The sequence below is a fragment of the Sphingorhabdus sp. genome (assembly GCF_029865925.1).
Taxonomy (GTDB): Bacteria; Pseudomonadota; Alphaproteobacteria; order Sphingomonadales; family Sphingomonadaceae; genus Sphingorhabdus_B.
The window spans coordinates 1-17,662 of sequence record NZ_JARXAI010000094.1 but is presented as its reverse complement, the minus strand read 5'-3'; the positions used below and the strand labels follow the sequence as shown (position 1 = coordinate 17,662).

14 protein-coding genes are annotated in these 17,662 nt (G+C 54.6%); 10 read left to right on the top strand and 4 right to left on the bottom strand.

Annotation, left to right across the window (positions count from 1 at the left end; all coding sequences use genetic code 11):
• On the top strand, positions 1-309 hold a 309-nt coding region (locus QE270_RS09820; protein ID WP_300038768.1), incomplete at its 5' end, for a hypothetical protein.
• Positions 310-363: 54 nt separating this feature from the next.
• The gene (locus QE270_RS09815) at positions 364-2,238 is read left to right on the top strand and encodes a M2 family metallopeptidase (RefSeq protein WP_300038765.1); all 1,875 of its coding nucleotides are present in this window, start codon (positions 364-366) and stop codon (positions 2,236-2,238) included.
• A 48-nt stretch (positions 2,239-2,286) separates the two neighbouring features.
• Here the strand turns inward: QE270_RS09815 and QE270_RS09810 are convergent, their stop codons facing one another.
• From QE270_RS09810 to QE270_RS09800, 3 genes are all read right to left on the bottom strand, one after another.
• Positions 2,287-2,742, bottom strand: a complete 456-nt coding sequence (locus tag QE270_RS09810) for a hypothetical protein (RefSeq protein WP_300038762.1) — start codon at positions 2,740-2,742, stop codon at positions 2,287-2,289.
• A gap of 65 nt (positions 2,743-2,807) precedes the next feature.
• On the bottom strand, positions 2,808-4,253 hold the full coding sequence (locus QE270_RS09805) for an AMP nucleosidase (protein WP_300038759.1): 1,446 nt from the start codon (positions 4,251-4,253) through the stop codon (positions 2,808-2,810).
• A 93-nt stretch (positions 4,254-4,346) separates the two neighbouring features.
• A complete protein-coding gene (locus QE270_RS09800) occupies positions 4,347-4,826 on the bottom strand; it encodes a peroxiredoxin (RefSeq protein ID WP_300038756.1) in 480 nt (159 codons plus the stop codon).
• A gap of 238 nt (positions 4,827-5,064) precedes the next feature.
• Between QE270_RS09800 and ahcY the strand changes: the two genes are divergently transcribed.
• The 7 genes from ahcY to trxA all read left to right on the top strand — a co-directional run bounded on the left by ahcY (position 5,065) and on the right by trxA (position 15,742).
• Positions 5,065-6,459, top strand: coding sequence for an adenosylhomocysteinase (gene ahcY / locus QE270_RS09795; protein ID WP_300038753.1), 1,395 nt, complete (start codon positions 5,065-5,067; stop codon positions 6,457-6,459).
• A gap of 113 nt (positions 6,460-6,572) precedes the next feature.
• Positions 6,573-7,244, top strand: a complete 672-nt coding sequence (gene tsaE / locus QE270_RS09790) for a tRNA (adenosine(37)-N6)-threonylcarbamoyltransferase complex ATPase subunit type 1 TsaE (protein WP_300038750.1) — start codon at positions 6,573-6,575, stop codon at positions 7,242-7,244.
• A 1-nt stretch (position 7,245) separates the two neighbouring features.
• Positions 7,246-8,223 carry a phosphotransferase gene (locus QE270_RS09785; RefSeq protein ID WP_300038748.1) on the top strand — a complete coding sequence of 326 codons (978 nt, stop codon included), beginning with the start codon at positions 7,246-7,248 and terminating at the stop codon, positions 8,221-8,223.
• Positions 8,216-8,944, top strand: coding sequence for a nucleotidyltransferase family protein (locus QE270_RS09780; RefSeq protein ID WP_300038745.1), 729 nt, complete (start codon positions 8,216-8,218; stop codon positions 8,942-8,944). Before QE270_RS09785 ends, QE270_RS09780 begins: the two co-directional genes overlap by 8 nt.
• Positions 8,934-11,906, top strand: a complete 2,973-nt coding sequence (addB, locus tag QE270_RS09775) for a double-strand break repair protein AddB (protein ID WP_300038741.1) — start codon at positions 8,934-8,936, stop codon at positions 11,904-11,906. The genes QE270_RS09780 and addB overlap by 11 nt, the downstream gene beginning before the upstream one ends.
• Positions 11,903-15,340: a double-strand break repair helicase AddA gene (gene addA / locus QE270_RS09770; RefSeq protein WP_300038738.1), complete on the top strand. Its 3,438-nt coding sequence runs from the start codon at positions 11,903-11,905 to the stop codon at positions 15,338-15,340. Before addB ends, addA begins: the two co-directional genes overlap by 4 nt.
• A gap of 81 nt (positions 15,341-15,421) precedes the next feature.
• Positions 15,422-15,742 (top strand): thioredoxin, encoded by a 321-nt coding sequence (gene trxA / locus QE270_RS09765; RefSeq protein ID WP_300038735.1) that lies wholly within the window; start codon positions 15,422-15,424, stop codon positions 15,740-15,742.
• Between the two features lie 9 nt (positions 15,743-15,751).
• Here the strand turns inward: trxA and argJ are convergent, their stop codons facing one another.
• A complete protein-coding gene (gene argJ, locus QE270_RS09760) occupies positions 15,752-16,936 on the bottom strand; it encodes a bifunctional glutamate N-acetyltransferase/amino-acid acetyltransferase ArgJ (protein ID WP_300038733.1) in 1,185 nt (394 codons plus the stop codon).
• 214 nt (positions 16,937-17,150) lie between these two features.
• Between argJ and QE270_RS09755 the strand changes: the two genes are divergently transcribed.
• The gene (locus tag QE270_RS09755; RefSeq protein WP_300038730.1) at positions 17,151-17,423 is read left to right on the top strand and encodes a hypothetical protein; all 273 of its coding nucleotides are present in this window, start codon (positions 17,151-17,153) and stop codon (positions 17,421-17,423) included.
• The last annotated feature ends 239 nt before the right edge of the window (positions 17,424-17,662 follow it).

Below are 17,662 nucleotides of genomic sequence, written 5' to 3'. Positions count from 1 at the left end.
TTGGACCTCATTTTTATCGGCGTTTATGCGTGGGGTGCGTTTGCCGGCGGACGGATGTTCGCAGCGTCATCGCGCGCAATGCTCGCGCGGCTTGGCAAAGTCGTCATGATTGCCGCCATTGTTTTTGCAATCTCTGATTTTACCGAAACCATAAGCCAGCTGGTTCAAGCTGCAGGCACCGGTGGGGTTGATCTGCTGGCAAACATTGCAGCAAAGATGCGGCCTATAAAAATGATATTATTTTTGGTGACGTTTTTTGGTTTGCTGGTCGCGCTCGGCATTAGACGAATGGCGCGTCACGTCGCTTGACGGGGCAGGCCGGAAGTTTCACCAACGAACCATATTGTTTGTCAGGAACCAAATATGAAAATTCTTGTATCTATTGCTGCTTTGGCATGCGCTTCGCTATCTGTACCAACTGCCGCCATCGCTCAGGACGCTGCCAATGTGGCCGCAGCGCCGACGGTTTCTGACGCCGATGCGTTTGTTGCTCGCGCCGAAAAGGACTTATTTGATTTCTCTGTCGAAGGTGGCCGCGTCGCTTGGATTAACGCTACCTATTTGACGGATGACACCGATGCCATCGCCGCACGCTACGGTGAAATCGGCACGGAAAAAGCCGTTGGCTATGCGCTTGAGGCTGCCAGATATCAGGCGCTGCCAGGGCTCTCCTATGACACAAAGCGCAAGCTGGACATTCTGCGTGGTGGCATTGTTTTGCCAGCACCAACAACGCCCGGGGCAGCAGCGGAACTTGCGACCATCTCGACCAAATTGCAGTCTTCTTATGGCAAGGGACGCGGCACGTTGCGTGGCAAGGAAATCAACGGTTCGGATATCGAGGCGGAGATGGGATCTAACCGCAATCCCGATGAACTGAAAGAAATGTGGGTCAGCTGGCACGACAATGTCGGTGCGCCCATGGGGCCAGATTATGCCCGGATGGTAGAAATCGCCAATAAGGGCGCGACCGAACTTGGCTATGCCGATGTCGGCGCGATGTGGCGGTCGGGATATGACATGCCCGCAGATGACTTTGCCAATTTGACCGACAAATTGTGGCTTGAGGTAAAGCCGCTGTACGATGAGCTGCACACCTATGTCCGCACGCAGTTGAACGAGAAATATGGCGATGCGGTCCAATCCAAAACAGGGCCAATCCGCGCCGATTTACTGGGCAATATGTGGGCGCAGGAATGGGGCAATATCTATGATGTTGTTGCTCCGCCAGGTGCCGGCGACATCGGGTATGACATTGGTGCGCTTTTGGTGACGAAGGGGTATAAGCAAACGGAAGTAGCAGATTTCACTGCAAGCCGCGGCAAGGCGGAAAAAGATATGGTGAAGGTCGGCGAGAGCTTCTTTTCGTCGCTCGGCTTTGCCCCATTGCCAAAAACTTTTTGGGACCGTGCGCAGTTTGTCAAGCCAACGGACCGTGAAGTGGTCTGCCACGCATCGGCTTGGAACATCGACAATGTGGAAGACCTTCGCATCAAAATGTGCATCAAGGTCAACACAGACGACTTCGTGACTATTCATCATGAGCTTGGTCACAATTATTATCAGCGCGCCTACAATAAACAGCCCTATCTGTATCTAAACGGTGCGAATGACGGTTTTCATGAGGCGATTGGTGACGCCATCGCATTGTCGATTACGCCAAATTATCTTGTTCAGATCGGACTACTTGACCCTACGAAGGTTCCGGGTGCTGATAAGGACAATGGTCTTTTGCTGCGTCAAGCCATGGACAAGGTGGCGTTCCTGCCATTTGGCTTACTGATCGACAAATGGCGCTGGGGCGTTTTTAACGGTTCCATCATGCCAGCAAATTACAACAATGGCTGGACCGACTTACGCTTACAATTCCAGGGCATTGTTCCGCCAGTTACGCGTGCAGCCGACCGTTTTGATGCTGGAGCGAAATATCACATCCCCGGCAACACACCCTACACCCGTTATTTCCTTGCACGCATATTGCAGTTCCAGTTTTACAAGGCGGCATGCGATATCTCTGGATGGAAAGGGCCACTTCACCGCTGCTCGTTCTACGGCAACAAGGAAGTAGGAACGCGGCTGAATGCAATGCTTGAAATGGGGGCATCCAAGCCTTGGCCAGATGCGCTGCAGGCGTTTACGGGGACACGTGACATGTCGGGTAAGCCAATGCTCGAATATTTTGCGCCACTGATGAAATGGCTGAAGACGCAAAATAAGGGCGCGAAAAAGGGCTGGTAGCTAACACGGACCCGCCTGTATTGAGCGGGGCCGTGTATATCCGCTAAGTTAGGCGGTTGTTTTAGGCGCTGGTTTGGCCGGCGTAGCTTTTTTTACAGCTGGTTTTGCGCGCGTTGCAGGCTTTGCTGGTGTGGCAGGTGCAGCAGCAGGTTTCGCAACCATCTTTGTTGCAGGCTTCTTCGCAGCGGGCTTTTTAGCCGCCGGTTTCTTCGCTGCCGGTTTTGCGCTGCTGGCGGCTTTGCGGTCATAAACTTTTTTGCCGGCCACAGCGGCAGCCGCGGTTGCGATTACTGCGCCCGCTACGGCAGCGGTTTTGCGAGGATTTTCCTTTATCGCTGCGCCAGCGCTAGCAGCAGCATTTGATGCAGTTTCCACAGCTGATTTGGCGGTGGTGGACGCGGAATCAGCCGCTGAACGCGCACCCCCGGTAAGGCCGTTTGCGATGCTCCGCAGTTTGTTCAAAACCTTGTCGAATGTTCGGGTTTCTTTGGGCTTTTTCTGCATAGGGGTTCCTCCTTGGTTGTAATCACTCACAATAATCGTTTGGCGTGGGTTTCGTTCCTACGCGCTTATCTAAAAGGCGGCTCGTTGAATGCGCGCAACTTGCGGCTGTGTAGGCTATTTCCAGCCTCGCGCAGCAACTCGCAGGTTTGAATGCCGATTTGTAAATGCGCTGCAATTGCCTCTTCGTAAAACCTGTTTGCCTGTCCTGGCAGCTTAATCTCGCCGTGCAAAGGTTTGTCCGAAACACATAACAACGTGCCATATGGCACGCGAAAACGATAGCCTTGCGCTGCAATGGTCGCTGACTCCATGTCGATAGCAATGGCACGGCTTTGTGAGAAGCGCAGCGCGGACGCGGAATAACGCAACTCCCAGTTTCGGTCGTCGGTGGTTACAACGGTCCCGGTTCGCATGCGCCGTTTCAGGTCTGCACCGCTGGTGCCCGAAACATATTCTGCAGCGCTCGCCAATGCTTGCTGCACTTCGGCGATGGGCGGGATGGGAATTTCCGGCGGCAGAACATCGTCCAGTATATGGTCGTCGCGCAAATAGGCATGCGCAAGAACATAATCGCCAATGCGCTGGGTCTCACGAAGCCCGCCGCAATGGCCAATCATTAACCAAGCTTCGGGCCGCAATACCGCTAGATGGTCGCAAATGGTTTTTGCATTAGATGGGCCAACGCCGATGTTGACCAGGGTGATCCCCGAACGATCCGGTGCGATAAGATGGTATGCGGGCATCTGGTGTCTGCGCCAAGTGCTGTCGGCGACAAGCTGCGCGGCATTGTCTGTTGGTTTGTCGACATATAGCCCGCCAGCACCCGATAAAGCGGTATAGCCGCCGTTGCCGACTTGATTGCAGGCCCAACTGACGAATTCGTCGACATAACGGTGATAGTTGGTGAACAGGATATAGTGCTGAACATGTTCGGCAGGCGCACCTGTGTAATGGCGAAGTCGGGCGAGAGAGAAGTCCGTACGTAATCCGTCGAAGAGCGCGAGCGGGGAACTGCTATTGCCCCTTACCCGCAAAAGGCCATCGGCAATCTCGTCGCCAATGTCTGCTAGCTCAGTTGTCGGGAAATAACGCGCCAATTCATTCGGGCTAATGGTGCTAAGCTCAAGGTCGGCTGACCCATCCATCACATAGGGGAAGGGAATTTCCTGGGTGCTGCGGCCGACGGATATGTCGAGTTCATATTGTTCGACCAACAAATCAAGCTGTTCACCAATATATTCCGCGAAAAGGTCGGGTTTGGTGAAGGTTGTGCGGAACGTGCCGATCTTCTCCAGCTTGCCAAATGCAAGGTTGGATTTGCTCACGCGCGTCTTGCCAGCGTAAGTGATTACGAGTTCCGGGTAACAAAAATCATTATTCGCGCGTCGGTCCGCCGACGGAACGGTTTTGTCCTTCAAATAAGCTGCAAGCGCGGATTGGAGCCGTTTTACCGAAGATTCATATTCGGTAACTAATTGATTAATGATGTTTTGTGTTTGTTGGCTGGGCATAGCAAAGCTTCACCGAATTTTTCGATTTTGGCAACAAAAAAGGGAGGGTTGCCCCTCCCGTTCATGTACCAACGCGGTAGGTTTAATGTGCTATCAGAGTTGGCCGAGCATATATTCTGCCGAGCTTACATTGAAATCGCCTGGCGCTTCGACATTGACGTGTTCCACTACGCCATCGTTCACGACGAGCGAGAAACGCTGGCCGCGTTTGCCCATGCCATATGCGCTTCCGTCCATTTCCAGCCCCAGCGCCGCAGCAAAGTCGCCATTGCCATCTGCAAGCATAGTGATCGCGTCCGACCCGCCCGACTTGTTCCATGCACCCAGCACAAAGGCGTCATTCACTGCGGTGCAGGCTATTTCATCTATGCCTTTTGAAGAAAGTTCATCGGATTTCTCAACGAAGCCGGGAAGATGGCGCGCTGAACATGTTGGCGTGAAGGCGCCGGGGACCGAGAACAACGCTATGCGACGCCCTGCGAAATATTCGGCTGATTGAATGGGCTGCGGGCCTTGGTCGGTTGCCTTCACCAGTTTAACGTCCGGGATTTTGTCGCCAACAGAAATGCTCATGCGCTCTTTCCTTTAATAGAGGTATGGAATCCATATCCGGGACCCGCTTTGCCAAGTCAAGTAGGCGTCGCTGGCTGCCACAATTTTTAAGACCAATGATAACTCTGAAGCGCCCGGGTCATATGTCGCTGGCAATGGTACTCATATACCGAGCCATATAAAGAAATCTTTATATTTGATTTTGATGTAATCCACAGTTATGGGCGGGGCAGTCTAAAACCTCCCGGAGAATAAGCCTGTGGCTTTCAACGATTATGTAATTGCCGATATCGGCGAGGCCGATTTTGGCCGTAAAGAAATCAATATTGCAGAAACCGAAATGCCGGGCCTTATGGCATTGCGCGAAGAATTTGGTGCGTCACAGCCGCTGAAGGGGGCGCGGATCGTTGGTTCGCTGCACATGACAATTCAAACGGCTGTTCTCATCGAGACTTTGACGGCGCTTGGCGCTGACGTCCGCTGGGCAACGTGCAACATTTTCTCGACGCAAAACCATGCCGCGGCAGCCATAGCAGCAAGCGACATTCCTGTGTTTGCCATAAAGGGTGAAAGCCTTGCCGATTACTGGGATTATGTCGGTCGCATCTTTGATTGGGGTGACGACACGACAGCGAATATTATCCTCGATGATGGCGGTGATGCCACCATGTTCGCCTTGTGGGGCGCAAAGCTTGAACGCGGCGAAACCTTTGGCGATCCAGAGAATGAAGAAGAAGTTGAATTTCAGCGAGCGTTGAAGGCGTTTGTCTCCAAGAAGCCAGGCTATCTTACTGAGACGGTGAAGAACCTCAAGGGCGTTTCGGAAGAGACCACAACGGGTGTCCATCGCTTGTACGATATCGCGAAGAAGGGCGAGTTGCCTTTTCCTGCGATCAACGTCAACGACAGCGTGACCAAATCAAAGTTCGACAATCTTTATGGCTGCAAGGAATCGCTCGTCGACGCCATTCGTCGCGCTACTGACGTCATGCTCGCCGGAAAGGTAGCTTGCGTTGCTGGCTTTGGCGACGTTGGCAAGGGTTCAGCCCAGTCGCTCCGTAATGGCGGCGCACGCGTCATGGTCACTGAAGTCGATCCGATCTGCGCATTGCAGGCTGTGATGGAAGGCTTTGAAGTGGTAACAATGGAAGAGGCAGTGCGGCGCGCGGATATTTTCTGCACCGCCACTGGCAACGCAGACGTCATAACCGCCGAGCATATGATGAATATGAAGCCAATGAGCATCGTGTGTAACATTGGTCATTTCGACAGCGAAATTCAAATCTCTGCTTTGTCCAACTACAAATGGGACGAGGTTAAGCCTGGAACCGATCTGGTTGAATTTCCGGACGGAAAGCAGATCATAGTCCTTGCCAAGGGACGTTTGGTGAACCTGGGTTGTGCGACCGGTCATCCAAGCTTTGTCATGTCGGCAAGCTTCACCAACCAAGTGCTGGCGCAAATTGAGCTTTGGACGAACGGTGAAAATTACAAAAACCAAGTTTACGTTTTGCCAAAGCATCTCGATGAGAAAGTTGCGACATTACACCTTGAAAAACTGGGCGTTAAGCTCACCAAACTGACCGACAAGCAGGCAGGATATATTGGGGTGTCAACCGAAGGCCCGTTCAAGCCAGACCATTATCGCTATTGATAACCCGAAGGGTTGTGACGTGAATAAGCCTGCTGCGGAAACGTGGCGGGCTTTTTTCGTTGCGTGGGCCAAGCATTTGGGCATTAGCATATTGGCGGCAACGTAAAGGGCGCATGACCATGACAGGCACTGGCCTGCCAATTGCACTGATAGGGATTTTGATGGCGCTTTGGCTTGTAGGAGCGACTGTCGCCATTTGGATTGGGCTATCCATGCGCAGCAAGTCGAACAAGATGCTGCGCCAGACAACGCGTCTAGCCCGCCTGTTGGAAACTGCGCCCGCACGGCGGTACTTTCCACCTGCATTCCGAGGCAGGGAAGGGAACCACAATTATTATGGCATTACCCCAAAAATGATTATCGCTACCGACGCAGACATGCGCGCATTTGGTCAAAAGCTTGCGCAGGAGTTACAACGATCAGATTGGGTGGCGATCAACGGCCCACTTGGGGCCGGAAAAACCGTATTGTGCGCTGGCATCCTTGCGGGTCTGGGGTTTGAAGGTGAAGTTACTAGCCCGTCTTATGCGATAGTTCATAGCTATGAGTCACCAGAGGTTTCTATTGCCGTCGCCCATGTCGATTTGTATCGATTGGACAACGCCGACGAACTGGACGAACTGGGGCTGGCGGATGAACGCACTGATCGTATTACATTGGTCGAATGGGCCGAACGCTTCGGACCTGCTTATGTGGTGCCAAGCCACACCATCGACATATGGCCGCAAGCGGATGGGACCCGAATTTTGACTTTGAAAATGGACAAAAATGACACCCGTAATTGATATGATTCCGCCCGCTGGCTTGAACGATTTTCTGGAATCGCATGGATGGGCCGCTGCGCGAGTGGCTCCTGTTGCCGGTGACGCGTCCTTCCGTCGCTATTTCCGCATTGCCAGTGCGACGCGCGGTAAAGCGATTTTGATGGATGCGCCGCCACCGCACGAAGACCCGCGTCCCTTCATCCATATTGCGCAATATCTTAACGGGTATCAGTTCCGCGCGCCTGAAATCTTTGCAACCGACCTAACACGCGGTTTTGTGTTATTGGAGGATTTTGGTGACCGTCGGATGCGTGAGCATTTGGACGCGCATCCCGAAGATGAGGTTGCGGTATACCGCGCCGCGATCGACGCTATTGTGCGGCTCTCGGCAACGCCTCCTGTACAGACACAGCCCTATGACATGGCGACCTATATGCGCGAAGTGCAGCTACTGTCCGAGTGGTACATGCCCGCCATGGGCCTTGATTTTGATAGCGGTGAATTTGACCGCATGTGGGCGCAAGCCTTGGCACCGCTGTCCGATTATCAGAAAGTGACTGTTTTGCGGGACTATCACGCCGAAAATATCATGCTGCTGGATGACGGACAGCAAGGCATGATCGATTTTCAGGATGCTTTGGTTGGTCACCCGGCTTATGATTTGGTGTCATTGCTGCAAGACGCGCGGCGCGACGTGCCGCCAGCGCTTGAGGCAGAGATGCGCGCATATTATCACGAAACGGCCGAGCCGGACGCTGACTTTGATGCGCATTATGCGTTATTGGGTGCGCAACGGAATACAAAGATTATCGGCATCTTCACGCGTTTGTGGAAACGCGACGGCAAGGAACGGTATTTGTCCTTCCTACCGCGCATGTGGGACTTGCTTGAGCGTGACTTGGCCCATCCTGATCTTGCGCTAGTGAAACACTGGTTCGACACACATATTCCAGTTGAAATGCGCAACGCCATGCCCACGGAATTGCATATCGATGGGTAAGCATGTCGATACAGCAATGATCATGGCGGCAGGCAAGGGCACGCGGATGATGCCGCTGACTGCCGACCGTCCAAAGCCATTAATCGAGGTTGGCGGGATTGCCTTGCTCGATCATGTACTTGACCATCTGCGCGATGCGGGCATCGGCAAAATTGTCGTCAATGTGCATTACCTCGCCGAGCAGGTGGAGCGGCATCTGGCCGCGTCTGCATCCGACCTCGACCTGCGCCTATCGGACGAGCGGGATTTGCTGCGCGATACAGGCGGCGGGTTGGTTCACGCGCTGCCTATCATTACGGATGATCCGTTCCTGTGCGTCAACGCCGACAATTGGTGGACCAATGCAGGCGAGAATGGGATTTCGCGGCTGATGGCGGCATGGGATGATGACCACATGGATGTCCTCATGCTTCTCGTCCCGCTGGAGGTCGCTTACAATAGCCAAGGTGTTGGCGACTTCAACATGGACGCGAATGGGCAGTTGTCGCGTCGTCAAGGAGACTTGCCAGCGAAGTACGTGTGGACAGGCATTCAGATACTTTCCAAGCGGTTGATCGTTGATCCACCAGCGGAGGTCTTTTCAACGAACCTTTTCTGGGACCGCGCGATAGTCGAGGGCCGTTGCATGGGCATAGTGCACGAAGGGTTGTGGTTTGACGTCGGCTACCCAGCCGCAATTGCCGCCACAGAAGCTCGGCTGGCGGAACATAATGGGGGATAATGCCTCTGCCCCGCGGGTTCATGTGTTCAATGTCCCGTTGGGCAACGACCTGTGCGATGTAACTGCGCAGTGGGTATTGCAGTCGGCGGGCGCTGATCCGCTGACGATCAGCAACAACATATTGCTGCTGCCTAATAACCGCGCGATCAAGGCGATGACCGAGGCGTTTGTTCGGCAGGCAGCACCGGGCATGCTTCTGCCGCGGATGGTCGCTGTTGGTGACATGCAATTGGACGAAGCCTTGGGGCCAATGCTTGACCCTATCGACACCGACATCGAGATTTGGCCAGCCATTGGTTCTTTTGATCGGCTGATGCTTTTGGCGAGGCTCGTCAATAACAATAAACCCCGCGATGCAGCGCTTTCACCTGCAGAAGTATTGCGGTTGGCACGTAAATTGGCGGACTTGATTGACGAGCTTGAGGTTGATCTGGTCGATTTTACCCAGATACAGGACATCGCGATCGACGCAGACTTGGCGGGCCATTGGCAAAGCGCTTATGGTCGGCTTTTACAGATTTTGCCTGCATATCATGCGGCGTTGACCGCGCGCAAACTCATGGGGCCAGCTGAACGTCGGAACCATTTGCTTGCAGCCCTGGAACGGCGACTTGCGGAAAATATGGTTGAAAGCCCGATCATAGCGGTTGGCATAAACACATCCGCCAAAGCCGTGGCGCGTGTACTGCGCCGGGTGGCGCTGATGCCGAACGGGTACGTCATCTTGCCGGGTGTCGACCTTGCCTTGTCCGACGAACGCTGGGATGACCTGTCGCCCTCGACCGATGACGCGCAAGGCTTTGGCCGCCGTCGCAATGTTGAAGTGCATCCACAGTTTCACTTGAAACATTTGCTTGAACTGATGGGCATAGACCGCAGCGAGATTGATGTCCTGCCGACAGCCCAGCCGGAGCTAAAAGGCGCGGTGATTTCGGAGATATTTCGCCTACCGGAACATAGTGTCCAATGGCAGGGCCTGCCTGCGTTTCGCAAAACCTTGCCGCATGCGAAGTGGTTAGAAACAGAGGATATTGCGCAAGAGGCAAAGGCGATTGCGGTGCGTATCCGAGGCGCGCTGGAGGTTACACAAAAGCGCACCGCCCTCATCACCCCAGACCGTGAATTGGCGGTCCGCGTTGCCGGGCAGTTGCGCAGATGGGGCATACAGGTCGACGATAGTGCGGGCATACCTTTGCTGCAAACTCCGCCGGGCACGCTTGCGCTGGCGTTGGTCGACGCGATTTCAAGCAGCTTCTCCGCATCAACGATATTGGCAATAGCCAAGCATCCGTTGGCTTTTGCAGGTGCCGAACGGCTTGCGTGGTTGGACCATGTGCGGGAGCTTGATCTTACCGTACGCGGCACGCCGAATGGCCGTGGTCTGTCGGCGATCACGACACGGTTGCAGGCTGCGCGAAAGCCGAATGAAAAGCTTATGGCTTGGTGGTCAGAAGTCGCGATGCTGTTGGCGCCACTGGAACGGGCGGATAGCAGGCCGTTTGATGATGTCCTGGCAACGCTTCGCGATGTAGCGACAAGCTTGACCGATGGCGCCATCTGGCGCGGCGCGAGCGGCCGTGAATTGGCACGCATTTGGGAGGAGGTGACGCTCGGCGATCTTACCATCCTTGGCCGCGTGGAGGCCACAGGCCTAGTCGCGACATTTAAGGAGATTTTCTCCAGTGCTGTCGTTCGTCCACCTTATGGTGGACACCCCCGCGTGGCGATATACGGATTGATCGAAGCGCGTCTACAGCAAGCGGACTTGGTCATTTGCTCTGGCCTGAACGAGGGTACATGGCCCCAAATTGCGCAGCCTGATCCATGGTTGGCGCCCGCGATCCGGCGGCATTTGAAATTGCCGACGTTGGACCGGAACATCGGCCTGTCGGCGCACGATCTTGCCATGGCCTTGGGCGCACAAGAGGTGCTGCTGACCCGCGCTCGGCGTGGTCGTGGCGGGCCAACCGTTGCTTCGCGCTTTTTGCTGCGGATTAAGGCGCTGACGGCGGAAACGCTTGAGGCGGATGAGGCGCTTTTGTTATGGGCAAATGCGCTTGATCGGCCCGCGGAGTCGGTGCCCTTCGCTACGCGGCCTGTGCCTATGCCAGATGCGGAACAACGTTTGGTGTCCTTGTCCGTTACCGATTTCGACCAGTTGAAGTCCGATCCATATTCCTTTTACGCTAAGCGCATTCTTGGTCTTCCTGTGCTGGAAAAGGTTGATGCCGAGCCAGGCTATGCGTGGCGCGGAAGCCTTGTGCACGACATATTGGAAAAATGGTTCACACAGGATGCTTGCGCGGTCGACATGCTCGCGAAGCGTGCGGACGACTTGTTGGCACAGGAAGCGACCGATCCGTTGCTGCGCGCATTGTGGCAGCCGCGTATCGCCGCTGGTCTGCGCTGGGTGGCGGATGAAACGAAGCGGTTGATGACTGAAGAAGGACGCGTGGTTTCGGTTGCCGAGCAGCCCGGTACCGTCAACATCAAAGGCATTGTCGTTAGGGGCCGCGTGGACCGGATTGACCGGGCTGCAGACGGTGACCTTGTTATCATCGACTATAAAACCGGCATGCCGCCATCGACTAAGCAGATCAACGCCGGCTTCGCACTACAATTGGGCCTGATCGGTTATATGGCAGAGGAATTGGCCATTAAAGGCGTTTCGGGCGCGGCGAGCCATTTTGAATATTGGAGCTTGGCCAAAAACAAAGCCAAGAATTTTGGTTCTATCGCGATACCCACAAGCACACGTCCTGCAGACAAAAAGCCTAAACGGGAAGACTTCATTGCTTTCGCGGTGGCGCAAGCTGAGGTCGCGATTAGCAATTGGATATTGGGCAATACGCCCTTCACCGCCAAGCTGCATCCGGAATTTGCGCTATATGGCGACTATGACCAATTGATGCGTTTGCAGGAATGGAATGGCCGTCAGGCGATTGTCGAGGATGCGACATGAGCAATGCAGCCAAAACTCTCCACCCGCTCATATCAGCACAAAGAAGCGCCGTCGTTCCGCACGACAATATCTGGCTGAGCGCATCGGCAGGGACAGGAAAAACGCAGGTGCTGACCGCCCGCGTCATCCGGTTGTTGTTGGAAAATGATGTCGAACCAGAAAACCTATTGTGCATTACGTTCACAAAGGCCGGTGCCTCCGAAATGGCGGACCGGATCAATCAGTTGTTGGCGTCATGGGTCCAATTGGACGACAAAATTCTGTTCCATGATCTTGAGGCTATTGGCGCAGAGGCTGGTCCCGAGGCTCGCAAAAAGGCGCGGCAACTGTTTGCAAAAGTACTGGACGCACCCGGCGGCGGTTTGCAGATATTGACCATCCATAGCTTCTGCCAATCTCTGCTCGGCAGCTTTCCCGAAGAAGCGGGATTGGTGCCTGGATTCAAACCGGTTGAAGGCCGTGAGCAAAGGGAATTGCTCGACGTGGCACTCGCAAACTTGGTCCTGGATGCGGAGGAACGCGGCGATACCAAGATAATCGACAGTTTGCAGGAACTCAGCCTGAACATGGGAGAGGAGGGGGCCCTGCGATTCTTGCACCGGACGGCAGTCGTGCCCGATGTGATGGCTTCAATCCCTGATGATGCAGGCGCTATGGTCTGGGCGCGCCGTTTGGCGGACGTCAGCTTTACAGGGTCCGTTGAGGAGATTTTGGAGGCTGCATTTGCCGACGAACATATTCCGCATGCCACGCTGCAAGCGATTATCGATGAGAATCTGTTGTGGTGTGATAACAAAGCCGACAGCCGAGGCGGCAAGCGCGCAGCGGTCTTGCAGGACTGGCTATCGCGCCCGCCCGCCGAACGTGCGATACAATTAAATGAACTCCACAGTTGTTGGTCAACCGGAAAGGGAGAGCCCCAGACATCTTCCAAGGGCCATACCCCGATGAATGACGCCTATGCCTTGCTGGCGGGTACGATGTTCGAATGGACGAACCAGCTCATAGGCGAAGTCGCGCGGGCACAATATGCCGACAGGCTCGCGCGGGCTTTGTTGGTGGGTAAGGATTTTTCTGCGCAATATGGCAAAGCCAAGCAGTCCCTTGGCGCGGTCGATTTTGACGATATGATAAGGCGCGCCGCAGCCTTGCTGAAGCATAGCCAAATGGCGAATTGGGTGCGGTTTAAGCTGGATCGGCAGATTGATCATATTCTTGTGGATGAAGCACAGGATACAAACGCGGCCCAATGGGACATAATCAGCGCGCTCAGTGACGATTTTTACAGCGGCATGGGCGTGCACCCCGACAAGACCCGCACCCTTTTCTCCGTGGGGGATTTTAAGCAAGCCATCTTCGGGTTTCAAGGTACCGCGCCCGAACGCTATGAAGCTGCAGGTGTGTATTTCGCAGAGCGTATCGGCGCATCTGGATCTGAGCTGAAGCGGCTTACCCTTTCGCAGAGTTTTCGGTCCACAGCGCCAATCCTTGATTTCGTCAATGCTGTCATTGAAGAGGCTGGCCCTGAAAGTTTCGGTGTCAGCGGGGACATCGCGGAGCATTATAGCGAGAAGCCGCAGATTGGCATTGTCGAGCTTTTTGAGCCCATTTGTGCAAAACCAAATTTGCAGGATGACGGGGCTTCGGCGGACGAGGAAGAGGATTGGTTCAGCGACGAAAAACGTGCGCTTGCCGAAAAGCTTGCGGATCATGTCAAAGCGCTAATTGACGCAAAACCGTGGCTAGTGAGCAAAGGCCGCCCCCTTGAACCCGGCGATATCATGTTCCTTTTGCGCAGCCGGGGCGAGATGGCATCGATGCTGGTTGCGCAATTGCATGAGCGTAAAGTGCCCGTCGCGGGTATCGACAGGCTGCGTTTGCTGCAGCCTTTGGTGGTGCAGGATCTGCTGGCGGCGATCAAATTTGTGCTCCAGCCCAATGATGATTTCAGTCTGGCCTGTATACTTGTGTCCCCCATCATTGGTTGGTCGCAGGAAACCCTCCTCCAATATGGCTATGTCGGCGACCGCAAGGCCAGCTTGTGGCAACATATTCGTGACCGGCCCGAGCTTACCGAGCAAATGACTCCACTGCGCGATATGCTCGCTATGGCCGATTTCACGACCGTCTATCATTTCCTTGAACAGATTTTATCCGGGCCAATCGGCGCGCGGCGCAAATTCACGGCGCGTTTGGGCAGCGAGGTGCTGGTCCCAATCGAGGAAATGTTGAACGCTGCCTTGCAGTTTGAACAGCAGCACGGTGGCGGCTTGCAGAAATTCATCGCTTGGTTTGACCGCGGCGACACGGAAATCAAACGCGAAGGTAACAGCAGCAGCAGCAAGGAGGTCAGGATCATGACCGTCCATGGTGCAAAGGGCTTACAGGCACCTGTCGTCATTTTGGCGGATATAACGTCAGACCCGACCAAGAAGCCGGACCAATCGGTTGAGCTGTTGATGGATGAGGGGCATCGCACGCCATTATTGCCCATTCGCAAAGCCGAGCAGTCCGGGCGGTTGCAAGGTATCATGGACATGCAAAAGACCCGCGAGCTGCAGGAACATAAACGCTTGCTCTATGTCGCGATCACGCGCGCCGAAGAGCGGCTGATTATGACCGGATCGCTTGGCATTAGCCGCAAGAGCGAACCGCCGTCCGAAAGCTGGTGTACGCTCCTGCAAAAAGGGATGGTCGCGCTCGGCTGCGATTGGGAAGATGACGCGCGCTGGGGCCGCGTGATGCGTCATGTCGGGCTACAAGGGGTTTCTTTGGCGGCTCCAGACAGCGGTGCCAACGCGACTGCGCGGGCTGAAACACCCTTGAGCACACCGCAGTGGCTCTTTGCACAGGCGCCAGCGGAGCAACGGCCGCCGCGTCCCTTGGTCCCCTCGCAGCTAGATGATGACGATTATGGCGATGCGCCAACGACCTCCGCAATGCGCAAGGCGGCAACGCGGGGGAAATTGATTCATGCGTTGCTGGTACGTATTACCGATCATGCATCGCTGCAAAAGGCCGAGCAGTGGTTGAAAGCGCAGACGCCTGATTATGATATTGATCCAGCGCAGATCATCGCCGAGGTTCGCACAATATTGAATGATGCCCAATTGGAGGCGTTTTTCGGTTCTTCTGCGCGTGCCGAAATTCCCCTAGTCGCCGTTGTGGGTGAGACCGTCATTAACGGACGGATTGATAGGCTGATTGTCGAACCAGGGCTGGTGCGTGCCATTGACTTTAAGACGGGTCGTCAGGTGCCAAGAGATGAAACCGGCGTTCCGGTCCCACATTTGCGACAAATGGCGCATTACAGCGCGGCATTACAGGCAATTTTTCCAGGAACGCGGGTGGAGGTGTCCCTGCTGTTCACACATGCACCGCGTTTCATTACGCTTTCCGACGCTATTTTGGCACCTTATTACCCCGCCTCCTGACGGGTTAAGCAAAACTATTGCGTATGGTCCTTGTCAGCCCAAGGCGGCAAGAATACATGGGGAGCAACAATGGAGATTAACATGGCTACAAAATCCGTAGGTGATAATGATTTCGCCGCAACCGTGCTGGCATCCGGCAAGCCTGTATTGGTCGATTTTTGGGCCGAATGGTGCGGCCCATGCAAGATGATTGGCCCAAGCCTTGAAGAAATCAGCGAAGAGTTGGCCGGTCAGGTCGAGATCGTGAAGCTGAACATTGACGATCATCCCGATACGCCTGCCAAATATGGCGTGCGCGGTATTCCAACGATGATCCTGTTCAAGGGCGGTGAAATTGCCGACACCAAAGTCGGTGCAGCGCCCAAGGCGCAGTTGAAAAGCTGGCTCGAAGCTGCGCTTTAATCGCGCATACTAACTGCGATAATCGGCGTTGATGCTAATATAACCGTGGGTCAGGTCACATGTCCACACTGTGGCGTTTCCAGACCCAAGGCCGAGATCAACGCCGATTTCGATTTCCTTTTGCTGTAAATGACGCGCTACGGGCGCTTCATCATAATCGGCAACGGCAAGTCCGTTGTGCGCGACTAAGGTCGAACCAAAGCGGATGGAAAGCGTGTCGCGGTTTGCTGGCTCGCCCGCTTTGCCCACAGCCATTACGACACGGCCCCAATTGGCATCTTCGCCCGCAATCGCGGTTTTTACTAAGGGTGAATTGGCAATCTTCAAGCCGATGCGCCGTGCGCTTTCGTCGCTGGCGGCACCAGATATCTGGATTTCGATAAACTTCTGCGCGCCTTCACCATCGCGTACCACCAGATGTGCCAATTGGTGGCAGATATCACTCAACGCAGCCGCAAAGGCGTCGGCTCCAACGTCATCAAACGAGGTCAACCGCTTATTGGCTGCCTTGCCTGTTGCAAATGCGAGCACCGTATCGCTAGTTGAGGTGTCACTGTCTACGGTGATGCAGCTGAAACTTGATTGATTGGCCGCAGACAAGAGATGTTGTAGAAACGCAGCATCAATTGCGGCGTCGGTGAAGATATAGCCCAGCATCGTAGCCATATCGGGTGCAATCATGCCCGAACCTTTGATAATACCTACAATCTGGATCTTACGACCCTCGACCATAGCGCTGGCTGTGGCGCCTTTGGCAAAGGTGTCTGTGGTTCCAATGCCATGCGTCACGTCTTCCCAACTGCACGGTGCAGCATCAAACGCAGCGCGAAGCCCGGCCTGCGCTTTGTCGACGGGCAGGGGGACGCCAATCACACCGGTTGAAGACACGAATATTTCCGTCTCTTCGCAGTTTATTTGCGCAGCGACCTGTGCAGTAATCGCATCGACAGTATCTTTGCCACGCTGCCCCGTGAAGGCATTGCTGTTGCCTGCATTGACGACCAATGCCCGTGCGCGGCCATGCGGCAGATGCGCGCGGCACAGTTCAACCTCGGCCGAGCAGCACAGATTCTGTGTAGTCACGCCGGCCACGGTCGTTCCTTCATCCAAAACGACATAGGTTAGGTCGCAACGGTCCCAATCCTTATACCCAGCGCGTGCAACGCGCGGCGTTGCGCCGGCGATATCGGGCATGATCGGAAAGGGAACTGATAGTGGAGAAATTGTAGACAAGTATTTGAAACCTTGTAATAATTATAAATATAAGGCGATCGCGTGTGGGTTTAGCATGTCGTTTATCTGTTGGCCGCTTTTGGCGCAACCGACAATGCACCCAAAACACGTCGCTTCGGGATAGACGGATAGGCTTTGCCCTCCTATATGCGTCTGGCACATAAATAGGCTACATATGCGTTTACTGATATATTTACTGGCAATGATGAGCGGATTTTCCGCTGCAGAGGCAGCGCGTCCGGTATCTTCTGCGTCAGCATCGGTGGGTTCAGCAGTTGCGCAGGCTTATGTTGCTGCGGCTGCGCAGGAAACTGTTGCCGCTTGCGAACCCGTGGTCCGTGAGACCGCGAAGGCGCGGGCGTCACTTGCACCCGCCGTTGGTAAAACGAACCTGACTACCGTGAAGTCAGATACGCCGGTTGACCGGCACGATATCATCTTAGGCTAGACTTTCTGAGCCCTTTGGGGTGCGTTTCATAGCTACCTACCGCGCGCCAAACGTGCGCGTCTCCCACATATTTCAAAGGAATTATCCATGCTCGGCGGATTTGCTAAAGCCATATTCGGGTCGTCGAACGACCGTTACGTCAAATCAATCATGAAGATCGTCGATCAGATTAACGCGCTCGAAACCCAGATTGCGGCCCTTAATGACCAGCAACTGAAGGCGCAGACACAGCTATTCCG

Coding starts and splice junctions, on each gene's coding strand:
- trxA (WP_300038735.1), top strand. CDS start 15,422: ATGGCTACAAAATCCGTAGGTGATAATGATTTCGCCGCAACCGTGCTG.
- addA (WP_300038738.1), top strand. CDS start 11,903: ATGAGCAATGCAGCCAAAACTCTCCACCCGCTCATATCAGCACAAAGA.
- QE270_RS09815 (WP_300038765.1), top strand. CDS start 364: ATGAAAATTCTTGTATCTATTGCTGCTTTGGCATGCGCTTCGCTATCT.
- QE270_RS09805 (WP_300038759.1), bottom strand. CDS start 4,253: ATGCCCAGCCAACAAACACAAAACATCATTAATCAATTAGTTACCGAA.
- QE270_RS09780 (WP_300038745.1), top strand. CDS start 8,216: ATGGGTAAGCATGTCGATACAGCAATGATCATGGCGGCAGGCAAGGGC.
- QE270_RS09785 (WP_300038748.1), top strand. CDS start 7,246: ATGATTCCGCCCGCTGGCTTGAACGATTTTCTGGAATCGCATGGATGG.
- QE270_RS09800 (WP_300038756.1), bottom strand. CDS start 4,826: ATGAGCATTTCTGTTGGCGACAAAATCCCGGACGTTAAACTGGTGAAG.
- tsaE (WP_300038750.1), top strand. CDS start 6,573: ATGACCATGACAGGCACTGGCCTGCCAATTGCACTGATAGGGATTTTG.
- QE270_RS09755 (WP_300038730.1), top strand. CDS start 17,151: ATGCGTTTACTGATATATTTACTGGCAATGATGAGCGGATTTTCCGCT.
- addB (WP_300038741.1), top strand. CDS start 8,934: ATGGGGGATAATGCCTCTGCCCCGCGGGTTCATGTGTTCAATGTCCCG.
- argJ (WP_300038733.1), bottom strand. CDS start 16,936: ATGCCCGATATCGCCGGCGCAACGCCGCGCGTTGCACGCGCTGGGTAT.
- QE270_RS09810 (WP_300038762.1), bottom strand. CDS start 2,742: ATGCAGAAAAAGCCCAAAGAAACCCGAACATTCGACAAGGTTTTGAAC.